At 74.1% G+C, this 14,189-nt stretch carries 18 protein-coding genes; 9 read left to right on the top strand and 9 right to left on the bottom strand.

From position 1 onward, the window contains the following. The coding region (locus F8A92_RS18700; RefSeq protein ID WP_194291557.1) for a hypothetical protein at nucleotides 1–304 on the top strand (304 nt) is incomplete at its 5' end. Between the two features lie 8 nt (nucleotides 305–312). Here the strand turns inward: F8A92_RS18700 and F8A92_RS16865 are convergent. The 5 genes from F8A92_RS16865 to F8A92_RS16885 all read right to left on the bottom strand — a co-directional run bounded on the left by F8A92_RS16865 (nucleotide 313) and on the right by F8A92_RS16885 (nucleotide 4,542). After that, on the bottom strand, nucleotides 313–687 hold the full coding sequence (locus tag F8A92_RS16865) for a DUF3040 domain-containing protein (protein ID WP_153506348.1): 375 nt from the start codon (nucleotides 685–687) through the stop codon (nucleotides 313–315). A 73-nt stretch (nucleotides 688–760) separates the two neighbouring features. Further along, complete coding sequence (gene dinB, locus F8A92_RS16870; protein WP_153506349.1) at nucleotides 761–2,056, bottom strand: DNA polymerase IV; 1,296 nt, start codon at nucleotides 2,054–2,056, stop codon at nucleotides 761–763. Then, nucleotides 2,046–2,753: a class I SAM-dependent methyltransferase gene (locus tag F8A92_RS16875; protein WP_153506350.1), complete on the bottom strand. Its 708-nt coding sequence runs from the start codon at nucleotides 2,751–2,753 to the stop codon at nucleotides 2,046–2,048. Before F8A92_RS16875 ends, dinB begins: the two co-directional genes overlap by 11 nt. Before the next feature lie 44 nt (nucleotides 2,754–2,797). Further along, complete coding sequence (locus F8A92_RS16880; RefSeq protein WP_153506351.1) at nucleotides 2,798–3,226, bottom strand: SAV_6107 family HEPN domain-containing protein; 429 nt, start codon at nucleotides 3,224–3,226, stop codon at nucleotides 2,798–2,800. 95 nt (nucleotides 3,227–3,321) lie between these two features. After that, nucleotides 3,322–4,542, bottom strand: a complete 1,221-nt coding sequence (locus F8A92_RS16885; RefSeq protein ID WP_194291558.1) for an MFS transporter — start codon at nucleotides 4,540–4,542, stop codon at nucleotides 3,322–3,324. A 46-nt stretch (nucleotides 4,543–4,588) separates the two neighbouring features. On the opposite strand from F8A92_RS16885, the gene F8A92_RS16890 reads away from it, so the two are divergent. Genes F8A92_RS16890 through F8A92_RS16905 form a run of 4 tightly spaced genes read left to right on the top strand, consistent with a single transcriptional unit; the run spans nucleotide 4,589 to nucleotide 7,821 of the window. Next, on the top strand, nucleotides 4,589–5,092 hold the full coding sequence (locus F8A92_RS16890) for a YbaK/EbsC family protein (protein WP_153506353.1): 504 nt from the start codon (nucleotides 4,589–4,591) through the stop codon (nucleotides 5,090–5,092). Then, nucleotides 5,092–5,655 carry a GNAT family N-acetyltransferase gene (locus tag F8A92_RS16895; RefSeq protein WP_153506354.1) on the top strand — a complete coding sequence of 188 codons (564 nt, stop codon included), beginning with the start codon at nucleotides 5,092–5,094 and terminating at the stop codon, nucleotides 5,653–5,655. Before F8A92_RS16890 ends, F8A92_RS16895 begins: the two co-directional genes overlap by 1 nt. Next, on the top strand, nucleotides 5,648–7,213 hold the full coding sequence (locus tag F8A92_RS16900) for a phytoene desaturase family protein (RefSeq protein WP_153506355.1): 1,566 nt from the start codon (nucleotides 5,648–5,650) through the stop codon (nucleotides 7,211–7,213). Before F8A92_RS16895 ends, F8A92_RS16900 begins: the two co-directional genes overlap by 8 nt. Next, nucleotides 7,201–7,821, top strand: a complete 621-nt coding sequence (locus F8A92_RS16905) for a flavin reductase family protein (protein WP_228389528.1) — start codon at nucleotides 7,201–7,203, stop codon at nucleotides 7,819–7,821. The genes F8A92_RS16900 and F8A92_RS16905 overlap by 13 nt, the downstream gene beginning before the upstream one ends. Before the next feature lie 5 nt (nucleotides 7,822–7,826). Here F8A92_RS16905 and metF read toward each other — a convergent pair whose 3' ends face one another. Further along, nucleotides 7,827–8,711, bottom strand: a complete 885-nt coding sequence (gene metF / locus F8A92_RS16910) for a methylenetetrahydrofolate reductase [NAD(P)H] (RefSeq protein WP_153506356.1) — start codon at nucleotides 8,709–8,711, stop codon at nucleotides 7,827–7,829. Nucleotides 8,712–8,768: 57 nt separating this feature from the next. Between metF and F8A92_RS16915 the strand changes: the two genes are divergently transcribed. The 3 genes from F8A92_RS16915 to F8A92_RS16925 are packed head-to-tail and all read left to right on the top strand — an operon-like array spanning nucleotide 8,769 to nucleotide 12,217. Next, nucleotides 8,769–9,854 carry a polyprenyl synthetase family protein gene (locus tag F8A92_RS16915; RefSeq protein WP_228389529.1) on the top strand — a complete coding sequence of 362 codons (1,086 nt, stop codon included), beginning with the start codon at nucleotides 8,769–8,771 and terminating at the stop codon, nucleotides 9,852–9,854. 6 nt (nucleotides 9,855–9,860) lie between these two features. Then, nucleotides 9,861–11,327, top strand: coding sequence for a phytoene desaturase family protein (locus F8A92_RS16920; protein WP_153506357.1), 1,467 nt, complete (start codon nucleotides 9,861–9,863; stop codon nucleotides 11,325–11,327). Further along, nucleotides 11,324–12,217 carry a phytoene/squalene synthase family protein gene (locus tag F8A92_RS16925; RefSeq protein WP_153506358.1) on the top strand — a complete coding sequence of 298 codons (894 nt, stop codon included), beginning with the start codon at nucleotides 11,324–11,326 and terminating at the stop codon, nucleotides 12,215–12,217. The genes F8A92_RS16920 and F8A92_RS16925 overlap by 4 nt, the downstream gene beginning before the upstream one ends. On the opposite strand, the gene F8A92_RS16930 is transcribed toward F8A92_RS16925, so the two are convergent. From F8A92_RS16930 to F8A92_RS16940, 3 genes are read right to left on the bottom strand one after another with little or no spacing between them, the layout of a single operon-like run. Continuing rightward, entirely contained in the window at nucleotides 12,137–12,472 is a 336-nt protein-coding gene (locus tag F8A92_RS16930) for a lycopene cyclase domain-containing protein (protein ID WP_153506359.1), read from the bottom strand. The genes F8A92_RS16925 and F8A92_RS16930 overlap by 81 nt on opposite strands. Further along, complete coding sequence (locus F8A92_RS16935) at nucleotides 12,472–12,792, bottom strand: lycopene cyclase domain-containing protein (RefSeq protein ID WP_153506360.1); 321 nt, start codon at nucleotides 12,790–12,792, stop codon at nucleotides 12,472–12,474. Before F8A92_RS16935 ends, F8A92_RS16930 begins: the two co-directional genes overlap by 1 nt. A 5-nt stretch (nucleotides 12,793–12,797) precedes the next feature. Next, nucleotides 12,798–13,151: an Rv2175c family DNA-binding protein gene (locus F8A92_RS16940; protein ID WP_228389530.1), complete on the bottom strand. Its 354-nt coding sequence runs from the start codon at nucleotides 13,149–13,151 to the stop codon at nucleotides 12,798–12,800. A gap of 100 nt (nucleotides 13,152–13,251) precedes the next feature. On the opposite strand from F8A92_RS16940, the gene F8A92_RS16945 reads away from it, so the two are divergent. Beyond that, the coding region (locus tag F8A92_RS16945; protein WP_228389531.1) for a protein kinase domain-containing protein at nucleotides 13,252–14,189 on the top strand (938 nt) is incomplete at its 3' end.

The following is a 14,189-nucleotide window of genomic DNA, read 5'->3' on the forward strand; positions in this document are numbered from 1 at the left end:
GGGCGCGCTGTCCGCGTGGGCGGAGCTGCGCGAGCTCGCCGACGCGCTGGGCAGCCACCAGCCGGCATCGGCCAGCGAACGGGCGCAGGCGCGGGCGTGGGCGGCCGACCTGGGGCTGGACGCCGAGCGGGTCACCGGCCTGGCGGTGCTGGCGGAGCGGGCGCGGTACGGCGCGGACGAGGACATCGCGCCGGTGGACGGCGAGCTCCGCGACGCACGTGCGCAGCTGCGCCGGCGCGCGGGCCGGCTGCGGTGGTGGTCGGCGCTGTCGATTCCCGCCGTGCTCCGCAGGCTGCGGCGCTAGCTACCGCCTCAGGACTGGTCGAAGCGGCGGCGCAGGCGCTCCTGGGCCTTCTCGGCCATGCTGCCCTTCGCGCCGCCGGTGCTGCCGCCCTTGGCGCCCTTGCCGGCCGGCGCGGCGCCGCGCTGCGTGGCGCGCAGGCCCATGATGCCGCCGCCGAGCATGATCACGAAGCCGAGCACGCCGACGAACACGTTCTGCAGCCATACGCCGCCGACCAGGACCGCCAGCCCGAGAATGCCCAGCAGGATCGCCAGGCGCAGGCTGCCGACGGACACCCGCTTCCGGCTGCTGCGATTGACCGCGGCGCGGAACTTGGGGTCTTCTGCATACAGGGACCGCTCGATTTGCTCGAGAACCCGCTGCTCATGCTCGGAGAGTGGCATGGCATCTCCCTCGTCCGTGGTCGTGCGCGGCATGCACCGCTTCAGAACTCCAGGATACGAGCGTTCTGGAAAGTTAGGAACCCGGAGTCCGATTCTTGATCTCGTCGCCGCCCTGGCGCGGACGGCGCAGCGTCGAGGCCGGTCGTAGCGCGCTGCCGCCGAACTTCGCGACGACGGCGTCGAGCGCCTTCTCCGCCGCGGCCCACCGGTCGTTCCCGGACGGTTCGTCGGCGGAGTCGTCGAGGCTCAGCTGGACCGGCACGCTGCCGGACTCGATCAGCGCGCCGGCCCGCACCCCGAGCAGCCGCACGGAGCGGCCGCCGAGCACCTGGCGCTCCGCCGCCCGCCACAGCTGTACGGCGTGCCGGCGCAGCTCGTGCGCGGTGTCGACGGGCCGCTCGAGGGTGACCTCCCGGGTGTACGTCGTGAAGTCGGCGGCGCGCAGCTTCACGCCCACCGTGCCGGCCTGCATGTGCTTGGCCCGCAGCCGCGCCGCGACCTTGTGGGCCAGCCTGCCGAGCTCGGACTCGATCTGCGCGTGGTCGGCGAGCGTGTGGAAGAACGTGTTCTCGGCGCTGATCGACTTCTCGGCCCGCTCCGGGCGCACCGGCCGGGGGTCGATGCCCGCGGCGAGCGCCCGCAGGTGCGCGGTCTGCGCCTTGCCGAGGTTGCTGCTGAGCGTCTGCGGGCGGGCCTGCGCGACGTCCCCGACGGTGAACAGGCCGAGGCTCTCGAGGCGGGCGGCCGACTTGGGGCCGATCCCCCACAACGCGGAGACCGGCAGCGGATGCAGGAAGTCCAGGGTGCCGGCCGCCGGGACCACCAGCAGCCCGTTGGGCTTGCAGCGGGTGCTGGCGATCTTCGCCACGAACAGCCGGCTCGCGACGCCCACCGAGCAGGTCAGCTGCAGCTCCTCCTCCACCCGGCGGCGGATCAGCTGGGCGATCTGCCGCGGGCTGCCCATCAGCCGCTCGGCGCCCGACACGTCCAGGAACGCCTCGTCGAGGGACAGCGGCTGCACGAGCGGGGTGATGCTGCGCAGGATCTCCATGACGTCGGCGGACACCGCGCCGTAGTCGCCGTGGTTGCCGCTGACCACGATCGCGCCGGGGCACAGCCGCAATGCCTGCGCCATCGACATCGCGCTGCGGACGCCGTACGCCCGGGCCTCGTAGCTGGCCGAGGCCACCACGCCCCAGCCTCCGGCGCCGCCGACGATGACCGGCTTGCCCCGCAGCTGCGGATTGCGGCGGACCTCGACGCTGACGAAGAACGAGTCCATGTCGACGTGCAGGAAGTGGCAGCCGGTGTCATCGACGTCTCGCTGCTCGACCGGCCCGATGCGTTCCTGGTCGGCGCTACGACCCATGACCGGCGCGACCGGCGATCACGTGCAGCAGCGGCGCGGTCTGCGCCAGGATCGGGTCGGTGGACAGCCGCTCGTCGAGCGCGCGGGCCTGCGGCGTGCTCGCGCCCGAGGGGTTCAGCGCGCCGATGAGGCCGACGCCGCGGACCGCGCGGACCGCGAGACCGACCGAGTCGAGCAGGCGGGTGAGCTCGGCGGCGTCGAACCGGTGGCCGGACTGCGCCGACCGGGCGCCGTCGAGGGTCTCGGCGGCCTCGTCGTACCGGCCCGCGATGACGCGGCCGAGCACCGCTCCCGGGCGGTTGGCCGCGACGATGCTGATCACGCCGTCGGCGGTGAGCGCCCCGGCGGCCGCGGCGAGGGTGGCAGCCGGGTCGTCGACGAACTCCAGCACGCGGTGGCACAGCACGAGGTCGACCGCGGACACCGGGATGGAGCCGGCGAGGTCGTCGAGGTCGGCGACCCGGCCGCTCACCCGGTCGCCGACGCCGGCGTCGTGCGCGCGGCGCGCCAGGGTCGCCAGCGCGTCGTTGCTCTGGTCGAGCACCTCCACCCGGTGCCCGTCGCGCGCGATCGGGACGGCGTACACCCCGGTACCGCCGCCGAGGTCGAGCACGGTGACGAGGCGGTCGCCGACGACGTCACGCAGCGCGCCGAGGACGGCGTCGTCGTTGGGCTGGGTCATGGTCGGTGCGGGCATCGGGCCTCCTTGACCGGTGGGCGAGGGCGCCCGTCGATCATCCCCTATTCGCCGGCGACGCGCGCGAGGTCTCGGGTGCGCCGGCGCAGCAGCAGCCCGCGCACCTCGTGGGTGAACCGGTCGGCATCGCGCAGCAGGTCGTCGGCGAGCCGCTGCGTGATGCCGCCACCGGCCACGCCGCGGCTACGCAGCGACACGCAGGCCCGCGTCGCGGCCGCGAAGTAGTCGGCCCACTCGCGCAGCTCGGGGGCGCACCGCACGACGAGCGTCCAGACCGACTGGGCGCGCGCCCCGCGGACCTGGCGCGGGCAACCGGCCAGCACGGCGGACGCCGCCCGTACCGCCGCGACGGCCGACCGCTCGAAGCGCTGCTGGGCGTCGTCCGCGGCCTGCGCCTCGGCGATCGCCCGCCAGGCCTGCGCCAGCAGGTCGGCCGAGCCGGCTCCGTCGTGCGGATGTGCCTGCAGAGTCATCGCCCTACCTCCCGATCGCCCCGAATCCGATGTCTCGAACATACGTTCGATACATCGTCCGTGTCAATCGATCATCGCAGCGCGCACCGACAGATTCAGCCGCTCGCCGGCACCGCCCGTTCCCGGGACGCGACGGCGAACGCCGCGGCCGACGCGGCTATCAGCGACGACAGCGCGAAGGCCCAGGTGTAGCCGGCGTTGTCGACGACGAAGTTGACGGCGATCGGGCCGAAGACGACGCCGACGTCCCCCGCCATCTGGTAGCTGGCGAGCACCGAGCCGCGCCGTCCGCGCGCGATGTCGCCGGCGACCGCCGCCGGTCCGACCACCTGCATGGACGCGCCGACGCCGCCGATCACCATCGACGCGAAGAACACCCACAGCCCGCCGTCGAGCGCGAGCAGCAGGAGCCCGACGGACGTCAGGCCCGCGCCGACGATCATCGCCGGGCGGCGCCCCCACCCGTCCGACAGCTTTCCGGCGGGCACCAGCATCAGTCCGTTCGCCGTGGCGAACACGGCCATCCCGTAGCCGGTCCATGCCTCGCCGCGCAGCAGCACCTCCGTGACGAACAGCGGCACGGTGGCGGTGCGGACCGCGTTCGACCAGTTCGCCGAGAAGTTCGCCACCGTCGCCGCGCGGAACAGCCGGATCCGCAACGCCTCGCGGGCTCCCTCGGCGGGCGCCGCGGCCGGGTCCTGCGCGTCGCGGGTCACGCTGCGGCGGACCTTGGACGGACCGCCGAGCAGCGCGAAGGTGATGACCGCCGCGACACCGAGCGTGGCGGCGTAGAAGAAGAACGGCAGCCGCAGGCTGATCTCGGTCATCGGACCGCCGATGGCCGGGCCGGTGATGCCGCCCAGCAGGAATCCGCCGGAGTAGACGCTCATGGCGCGGCCGCGGGTGGCCGACGGCACCCGCGCCGCGAGGACCGAGGCGGAGGCGATGGTGAACATCGCCGACCCGACGCCGCCGGCACCGCGCAGGGTGAGCAGCTGCCAGTAGCTGCCGGACAGGCCCGCGAGCGCGCTGGAGAGGGCGACGACCAGCAGCCCGGCGCCGAGCACGGGGCGCCCACCGAACCGGTCGACCAGCCGGCCGCCGCCGAGCGCGGTCGTCAACCGCGCCAGCGCGAACATGCTGATGACGAGGGCGGCGAGGGTGCGCGTGACCCCGAACTGGCGGGCGAAGCCGGGGATCGCAGGCGCCACGATGCCGTAGCCGATGGCGACGCAGAACGCCACCGCAGCAAGGATCCAGACCTCGCGAGGCAGCGCCCCGCGTCGTGCTGCCGGCGCTGCCCGAACGTCGTCCACGACACTCCCTCGGCTAGCCGTCTCCGCGATCAGCAAAGATAGCCCCATGCCAGAACCGGCCGAGCACCCCGTCCTCAACCACGCCGCCGTCGCTCGCGTGCGATCGGGGCTCGCCGAGCACGGGATCGTCGCGTCGGTCGTGCACTTCGAGCAGGCCGCCACGACCGCCGCCCTCGCCGCCGAGAAGCTCGGTGTCGACGTCGCGCAGATCGCCAACAGCCTCGTCTTCGAGGCGGACGGCGAGCCACTGCTGGTGCTCACCTCCGGCGCGCACCGGGTCGACCTCGAGAAGGTGCGCCTGCTGAGCGGGCACCGTCGGATCGGCCGCGCGAGCGCCGCGTTCGTGCGCGAGCACACCGGCCAGACGATCGGGGGCGTCGCGCCGATCGGCCACCCCGCACCGATCCGGACCCTCGTCGACGAGTGGTTGGGCCGGCACGACGTCGTCTGGGCGGCCGCGGGCCATCCGCACACCGTGTTCGCCACGACGTACGACGAGCTGCTGCGAATGACCGGGGGCCGGGCCGCCGACGTGGGGGCGGCGGCGTGATGGTCCGCGGGCTGCGCCGCCGGCGGGTGACGGTCCGCCCGCTGAACGTCCCGGAGTTCCACGCCCTGTTCCGCCCCGCGTTCCAGATCTTCGCCGACGCGATGGGCTATCCCGACACCTACATCGAGCCGCGCATCCGGCTCGCCCGCAGCCAGCTCGGATACCCCGGGTTCACCGCGTTCGGCGCGTTCGAGGGCACCCGGCTGATCGGGTTCGCGTACGGGTATCGCGTACAGCGCGGCCAGTGGTGGGCCGAGGAGGTCGCGAGGGCGCTCGCCGCGCCGACGTCCGACACCTCACGCGACTGGCTCTCGGACGCCTTCGAGCTGTGCGAGATCCACGTGTCCCCCGACGCCCAGGGCCTGGGCGCCGGACGCCGGCTGCTCGAGGCGGTGACCGCCGCACAGCCGTGCCCGGTGATCATCCTCTCGACGCCGACCGGGCCGACCAAGGCCGCGGCGCTGTACGCCTCTGCGGGCTACCGGCCGCTCGCGTCGCGGTTCCGGTTCGGCGGCGACCCCCGCGACTTCGAGATCCTGGCCAAGGTCGTCGACGATGGCTGAGCGCGACGTCGTCGTGATCGGGGCGGGGCACAACGCGCTCGTCGCCGCCTGCTACCTGGCGCGGGCCGGGCGCGACGTGGAGGTGATCGAGCGGGACACGGTCGTGGGGGGCGCCGTCTCGACGGTCGAGCGGTTCCCCGGGATCAGCATGGATCGCGGCTCCAGCGCGCACATCATGGTGCGCCACACCGGCATCGTCGAGGATCTGCAGCTCGACCGGCACGGCCTGCACTACCTCGACATGGATCCGTGGGGCTTCCACCCCGCGGCCGGCGGCCGGCCCGCGATCAGCTTCTGGCGGGACGTCGAGGCGACCTGCGACTCGATCGCCGCGGCGTGCGGCGATGCCGATGCCGATGCCTACCGTCGGTTCGTCGCCGACTGGCTGCCTCGCAACGAGGTGATCTTCGACTTCTTCCAGCGGGCGCCCGGCCTACCGGCGCTCGGCCGGGCGGCGGCCGCCCTCGCCCGGCGCTCCCGGGGTCGTGTGCCGAGCATGGTGCGCGAGTTCCTCGGGTCCGCGGACGCCGTCCTCGACCGATACTTCGCCGACGAGCGGCTGAAGTCGGCGCTCGCCTGGATGGCGGCGCAGTCCGGTCCCCCGTCGCACGAGCCGGCGACCGCCGACATGCTCGGCTGGCTCACCATGCTGCACGTGCTGCCGCCCGGGCGCCCCCGTGGCGGCTCGGGCATGCTCAGCCGCGCGCTGGCCTCGCGGCTCGCGGCGGACGGCGGCACCCTGACCCTCGGCGACGGGGCCGTCCGCATCGAGACCGCTGGTCCCGGCCACCGGGTCACCCTCGCGTCGGGGCGCCGGCTGACCGCGCGCCGCGTGCTCAGCGGCGCGCACGCGTGGACGACGGCCCGGCTCCTCGAGGCGAGCCACCCGGCCGCTGCCCGGCGTCTCCGGGCGACCGCGCGCGCCGGCAACGGGATCGGCATGGTGGTGCGGCTGGCCACCGACGCGCCGCCGGCCTTCACGGGGGACGTCGCGCAGACCGCGCACCGGGCGATGGCGCTGCTGTGCGACGACCGCCGCGCGCTGCGGGCCTGCTACGGCGACTTCCTCGCCGGGCGCGCGCCGGCGAACCCGGCCGCGCTCGTCATGTGCCCCACGGTCGACGATCCCACCCTCGCTCCGCGGGGCGTGCACACGGTGACGATCTGGGGGCAGTGGCACCCGTACGCACTGGCCGACGAGGCGTGGCAGGACATCGCCGAGCGCGAGGCGGACAAGCTCGTCGACGTCGTCGAGCGGCACGCGCCGGGCTTCCGCGACAGCATCCGGCACCGGTACGTGCAGTCACCGCTCGACCTCGAGCGCGAGATCGGCCTGCACAACGGCAACGTCATGCACCTGGAGATGAGCCTGGACCAGATGTTCTCCCTGCGGCCCACCGCCCTCGATTCCCGGTACCGCGTGCACGGCGCCCCGGGCGTCTACCTCACCGGCGCGTCGACGCACCCCGGCGGCGGGGTGTTCGGCGCCTCGGGCCGCAGCGCCGCGCACGCGCTGCTCTCCGACGAGCGCCTACGCTCGAGGCCATGGCATCGATGACGCGACGCGAGTTCCAGCCCTCCGATCTCGACCCCAAGGGCCCCTACCACCTGATGACGGCGACCGTCATCCCCCGGCCGATCGCCTGGGTGAGCTCGCGCGCCGCGGACGGGGTCGACAACCTCGCGCCGCACTCGTTCTTCACCGTCGCCTCGGCGTCCCCGCCGATCGTGCAGTTCACGTCGGTCGGCCGCAAGGACACCCTGAACAACATCGAGGCGACCGGCGAGTTCGTCGTGAACTTCTGCTCCGAGGACATGTTCGACCTCGTCAACGACTCGGCGACCGACTACCCGGAGCACCTCAGCGAGTTCGACGAGCTCGGCGTCGAGCGCGAGCCGAGCCGATTCGTCGCGCCGCCGCGCGTCGCCGGGTCCCCCGTCGCGCTGGAGTGCACGCTGAACCGGACCATCCCGATCGGCGACTGCACCGTGGTCTGGGGCGAGGTGGTGTGCTTCGCGATCGACGAGCGGGTGCTCGACCTGACGAACGAGCGCCGCCCGCACCCGCGCGCCGCCGACCTGGCGCCGCTGGCGCGCCTCGGCAAGAACGAGTGGTCGACGCTCGGGCGCATCCTCGACGAGCCCCGCAAGAAGTACCGCGCCTAGCGCGGCTACGGGCGCAGGTTGCCGTAGATCTCCTGCGTCGCCTTCGAGCGGTTCATCGTGATGAAGTGCAGGCCCGGCGCTCCCTCGTCGAGCAGCCGGGCACACATCTGCGTCGCACGCTCGATGCCGTGCGCGCGCACGGCGGCCGGATCCTGCGCGAGCGCCTGGAACTCGGCGCCGAGGGCGGCGGGGAACGGCGCACCCGACAGCTTCGGGGCGCGCTCGATGGTGCCCATCGACAGCACCGGCATCACGCCGGGCACGATCGGAATGTGGCAGCCCAGCGCCGCGACCCGGTCGCGCAGCCGCAGGTAGTCCTCGGCCTCGAAGAACAGCTGGGTGATCGCGAAGTCGGCGCCGGCGCGCACCTTCTCGACGAACCGGCGGGCGTCGGTCTCGATGTCGGGCGACCGGGGATGCTTGTGCGGGAACGCTGCCACACCGACGCTGAACTCGCCCATCTCCTTGATGAGCCGCACCAGCTCGTGCGCGTACTCGATGCCCTGCGGATGCTTGACCCACTCGCCCTCCGGGTCACCGGGCGGGTCGCCGCGAACCGCGAGGATGTCGTGCACGCCGCCCGCGGCGAAGTGCCCGAGGATGTTGCGCAGCTCCTCGACGGAGTGATCCACGGCCGTCAGGTGGGCCATCGGCAGCATGGTCGTCTCGGCGGCGATCCGGTCGGTGATCCGGACGGTGCCCTCGCGGGTCGTCCCGCCGGCGCCGTACGTCACCGACACGAACGACGGGTGCAGCTTCTCCAGCTGCCGGATCGCGTCCCAGAGCTGGCGCTCGGACGCCGCGTCGCGAGGCGGGAAGAACTCGAAGGAGAAGGTCGGTCCGGCGGCGAGGGCGTCACGAACCGTCCGGTGTCGTGCGTCGCTGAGCATGCCGACCAGGATAGCCGTGCGCCCGCTGGGCCCGGCCGCAGGGAATACTGGGGAGCCGTGACTGCTGCACGCCCGACCCCGATCGATCTCGACGACGTGCGCGGCCGGGTCGATGCCGCGCTCGACGCGCAGCTCGCCGAGCGGGCCGCGCATCTCGCCGGCCTCGGCGACGACCTGTCCGCGGTGGGCTCGGCGCTCGTGGGATTCTGCCACGGGGGCAAGCGGCTGCGTCCGCTGTTCGCGTACTGCGGCTGGCGGGCCGCCGGCGGGTCCGGCGACGACACGGCGGTCGTTCGCGCGGCGGCGAGCCTCGAGCTCGTGCAGGCCGCGGCCCTCGTGCACGACGACATCATCGACGGCTCGGACTCCCGGCGCGGCAAGCCGAGCGTGCATCGCGCGTTCGAGGACGTCCACCGCGCGGGAGGCTACGCCGGCGAGCCGGCCCGGCACGGCATCGCGACGGCGATCCTGATCGGCGACCTGGCGCTGATCTGGGCCGACGCCGTCCTGCAGGACGCCGGGCTCGACGACGCCGCGCTGCTGCGCGCCCGCCGCGAGCTCGACCTCATGCGCATCGAGGTCATGTCGGGCCAGTATCTCGACGTCCTCGAGCAGGCGCGGCCTGCAGACCCCGAGCACGCCGTCTCGTCCGCGCTGCGGGTCGCCGAGCTCAAGTCGGCGTCCTACACCGTCGCCCGGCCGCTGCTGATCGGCGCGGCCATCGCGGACGCCGGTCGCGCCGTGCGCGAGGCGCTGAGCGCGGTCGGCTACCACGCCGGCATCGCGTTCCAGCTGCGCGACGACCTGCTCGGCGTGTACGGCGACCCGGCCGTCACCGGCAAGCCCGCCGGTGACGACCTGCGCGAGGGCAAGCGCACGGTGCTCGTCGCGCGCGCCCTGGCGCTGCTCGGCGAGCGCCGCGACGAGCTGGCCGCCGGGTTCGGTCGCGACGACCTCACGGACGGCGACGTCGATCGGCTGCGCGGGCTGATCGTCGACAGCGGCGCCGACCGCGAGGTCGAAGACCTCATCGCGCAGCACTCCTCGGCAGCCCGCGCCGCCCTCGACGGTGCCGGTCTTGAGCCGGCCGGCCGGGCGGCGCTCGAGGCGCTCATCGACGCGGCGACCCGCCGCGCCCACTGAGCCGGCATGCGCACCCCAACACACCGACCGCGGCACGTGGTCGTGGTCGGCGCGGGCCTCGCCGGCCTCAGCGCGGCGGCCCACCTGCGCGGCCGCGGCGCGGAGGTCACCGTTCTCGAGGTCGCGCCGCGGGTCGGCGGGCTGTGCCACGAGCTCACGATCGACGGCGTCACGCACGACGCCGGGCCGACCGTACTGACCATGCCGGCGATCGTCGACGCCCCGTTCCGCGCCCTGGGCGAACGGCTGGCCGACCGGGTGCGGCTGACCCGGCTGGACCCGGCCTACCGGGCGACGTTCTCCGACGGCAGCGTGATCGAGGTGCGCGACACGGTGGAGCGGACCGCCGCGTCGGTGGAGCAGGCCTGCGGCAGCGCCGAGGGCCGCCGCTTCCTGGCGTTCGCCGAGCACTGTACGAGGGTCTACGAGACCGTCTACGAGCCGTTCATGCACCGCAGCTTCGACTCGCCCCTCGGGCTGGTCGGCCGGCCGTTGCTGGAGCTGCTGCGGCTCGGCGGCTTCCGCTCGATGCAGCACCAGGTGGACCGGCTGCTGCACGACAAGCGCACGCGGCGGATCGCCAGCTTCCAGGCGTTGTACGCCGGCGTACCGCCGTCGCGGGCGCGCGCCCTCTACAACGTGATCACGTACATGGACGTCGTGGCCGGCGTCTACCACCCCCGTGGCGGCATGGCGGCGATCCCGGCCGCGCTGGCCGCCGCGCTGGGCGAGCACGGAGTCGCGGTGCACACCGGCACGCCGGCTCGCGCGCTCACGTTCGCCGGCGGCCGCGTCACCGGCGTGCGGACCGACGACGATCACGTCGCGGCGGACGCCGTGGTGCTCACCTGCGACCCGGTGGCCGCGCGCGCCCTGGCCGGCGTGCGGCCGATGCGTCGCCGGCTGCGCCGGTCGCCGTCATGCGTGGTCGTCCGCGCGCACCTCCCCGAGGGGGCCGCCGGCATGGCCGCGCACCACACCATCCACTTCGGCACCGAGTGGGCCCGGACGTTTCGGGAGATCGTCGACGAGGGCCGCCCCATGAGCGATCCCAGCGTGCTGGTGTCCGCACCCGCGGTGAGCGACCGCAGCGTCGCCGCCGACGGCATGCAGCCGGTGTACATCCTGCTGCCGTGCCCCAACGACGAGCGCGTGCCGTGGACCGGCCCGACGCTCGACGGCATCGTCGACCGCGGCCTGCGGCGGCTGGCCGAGCGCGGGCTCGCGGTGCGCCCGGACCAGATCCGGGAGGTCGTGGGGCCGGCCGAATGGGCGCGACGCGGGATGCCGGCCGGGACGCCGTTCTCGCTCGCGCACACCTTCGCGCAGACCGGCCCGTTCCGCCCGCGCAACCTGCTCCCGGGCGTGCGCGGCGTCGCGCTGGCCGGCGCGGGCACCGTGCCGGGGGTGGGGGTGCCCACCGTGGTGGTCTCCGGCGAGCTCGCCGCCGACCGAGTGCTGGGCGCGCGATGAGCCGCTCGGCCCTGGACGCGTCGTACGACCGGTGCCACGCGCTGCTGCGCGAGCACGGCCGCACGTACCATCTCGCGTCGCGGCTGCTGCCGCGGGAGATCAGGCCGGCGGTGTGGGCGCTGTACGGCTTCGCGCGCTACGTCGACGACCTGGTGGACGTCGAGCTGGAGCGCGCCCCCGACGTCGCCGTGGTCGACGAGATCGAGCGGCTGCTGCTGGACGGCCTGCGGCGCGGCCGGAGCGATCATCCCGTGCTGGCGGCGACCGTCGACACCGTGCGCCGCTACGCGATCGAGCCGCGATGGCTGATCGACTTCCTCGCCTCGATGCGGCGCGACCTCACGCCGCAGCACTACCCCACCTGGGAGGCGTTGCGCGAGTACACGTGGGGCAGCGCGGCGGTGATCGGGCTGCAGATGGCGCAGGTGATCGGCGTCGTCGGCGATGCCGCCCGGGCCCGGACCGCGGCCGCGGCGCTGGGGGACGCGTTCCAGATCACGAACTTCACGCGCGACTTCGACGAGGACCGCCGCCGCGGCCGGATCTACCTGCCCGGCGAGCTGTTCACCGCCGCCGGCGTGGACCCGGCGACCACGGACCGGGCCGCCCTGGCGCCGGTGATCCGCGCCGCCTGCGCGCACGCGCGCGGGCTGTACCGCGAGGCCGAGCCAGGCATCGCGCTCCTGCAGGCCCGCGGGCGTCCGTGCATCCGCGCCGCCTTCACCCTCTACCAGGGCATCCTCGACGAGATCGAGGCCTCCGGCTACGACGTCCTCGGCGTGCGGCACCGGGTCAGCACGCGACGGCGGCTACGGCTCGCCGCCCCGCTCCTCGCCGGCAGCGTCGTCGCCCGGGTGCGCCCCGGCCCGGCTCCACACCGTCAGCACTGAGAGCACCAGGCCGAACCCGAACCCGATGTCCTCGACCGGCGCGTTGGCCACCCGCAGGCCGAGATGCACGTCGGGGTCGTACGTGACGATGGGGATGCCGGTCAGCACGCCGTTCATCACCAGCTGGAAGAAGAGGATGACGGCGTACGCGACCCAGAAATGGCCGTGGGTGACCAGCCGCTGCCGGGTGCCGGCCACGTCGAGGGCGACCGCCGCGATGACGGCGACCACCGCGCCGAGGGTGTAGCCGAGCATCAGCGGCCGCCGCGCCGGCGGCGGAGCGTCGCCCCGACCGCCTCGTAGCCGAGGATCGCGCAGACCGGGACGACGACGAAGAACGCGACCTCCTCGAGCGGCAGGCCCCACAGCCGCGGCCCGAGGGTGAGCTCGGGGCTGAAGGACCACCAGCCGCGGGCGGCCACCACGACGTCCCACACCAGAAACGCGGCGCCCGGCAGCAGGGCGATCGCCAGCCGGCGCGGGTCGCGCAGCACCCGCACGCCCGGCCACGCCTCCAGCCACGCCGCCGCGGCGAACGTCAGCAGCAGGACGACCAGGTAGCTCCAGTGCCCCATGGGCTCTAGAAGGCGAGCGCCTGCGCGCGCCGCGAGACCTCGCGGTGCAGCTGGTGGTGCAGCGCCCACGCGGGCGTCCCGCCGAGCGACTCGTCGTGCCGCAGCAGCCACGCGACCGCCTCGTCGTCGTCGTACCCGCCGTCGCGCAGGAGGTTGATGACGCCACGCAGGTACTTCGAGATCTCGCCGTGCTCGATGAGGGCGGACGGCACGCGGCGCTGGCCGTCGACGCTCACCGCGAGCAGGCCGCCCTCCCGGACGAGCTGCTTGACGCCGGGTACGTCGATCCCGAGCTGGTTGGCGGCCTCGCCGTAGGTCAGCCAGCGGACGGGGGACCGGGAGTTCTGCGAAGTGCTCACCCTGCAACCCTGCCACGTGCCCCGCGGCACCGCTCGGCGGCCCGCCACGCGGCCGGGCGGTCCCGCCGCACCGGGCGCGGGCGCCGTAAAATCCAGCCTCGTGAGCTCGACCACGCCTGATCCGATGGTCGGCGTGCTTCTCGATGGTCGCTATCGGGTCGAGCGCCGGCTCGCCAGCGGCGGCATGTCCCAGGTGTATGTCGGGCACGACGAGCGGCTGGACCGGCCCGTGGCGATCAAGGTGATGAACAGCGACCTCGCCACGGATCCCGCGTTCATCGCGCGGTTCACCCGCGAGGCCCGCGCCGCCGCCCGGATCCTGCACCCCAACATCGTCACCGTCTACGACCAGGGCGCCGACGACCGGCACGGCGCGGTGTACCTCGTCATGGAGCTGGTGCGCGGCGGCACGCTGCGCGACCTGCTGCGCCGCGAGCACACGCTGGCCGCCGGGGAGGCGCTGGCGATCATCGAGCCGGTGCTGACCGGCCTCGCGGCCGCGCACGCCGAAGGTCTGGTGCACCGCGACATCAAGCCCGAGAACATCCTCATCGACGCCAAGGGCCGGGTCCTCGTCGCCGACTTCGGGCTCGCCCGCGCGGTCGCCGAGAGCAGCCACACGACGCACTCCGGCCGGGCCGGCGCGGTGTTCGGCACCATCGCCTACCTCTCCCCCGAGCAGGTCACCCGCGGCTACGCGGACGCGCGCAGCGACGTGTACGCCGTCGGCACGATGCTGTACGAGATGCTGACCGGGAATCCGCCGTACGTCGGCGACAACGCCGTGTCGGTGGCCTACCGGCACGTCAACGACGACGTGCCGCCGCCGTCCGAGATCAGCCCGGAGCTGCCCGGGCAGGTCGACGACCTGGTCATCGAGGCCACGACGCGCGATCCGCTCAAGCGACCGGCGGACGCCGGCCAGATGCTGCGGCTGGTGCGCGCGACCCGCGACGAGCTGGGCCTGCGCGCGGTCTCGGTGCCGCCGGTGGCGGCCCCGCCGGTCGTCGAGGACGCCGCGGCCGAGGCGTCGGGGGC

This window comes from Cumulibacter manganitolerans (genome assembly GCF_009602465.1).
Classification (GTDB): Bacteria; Actinomycetota; Actinomycetes; order Mycobacteriales; family Antricoccaceae; genus Cumulibacter; species Cumulibacter manganitolerans.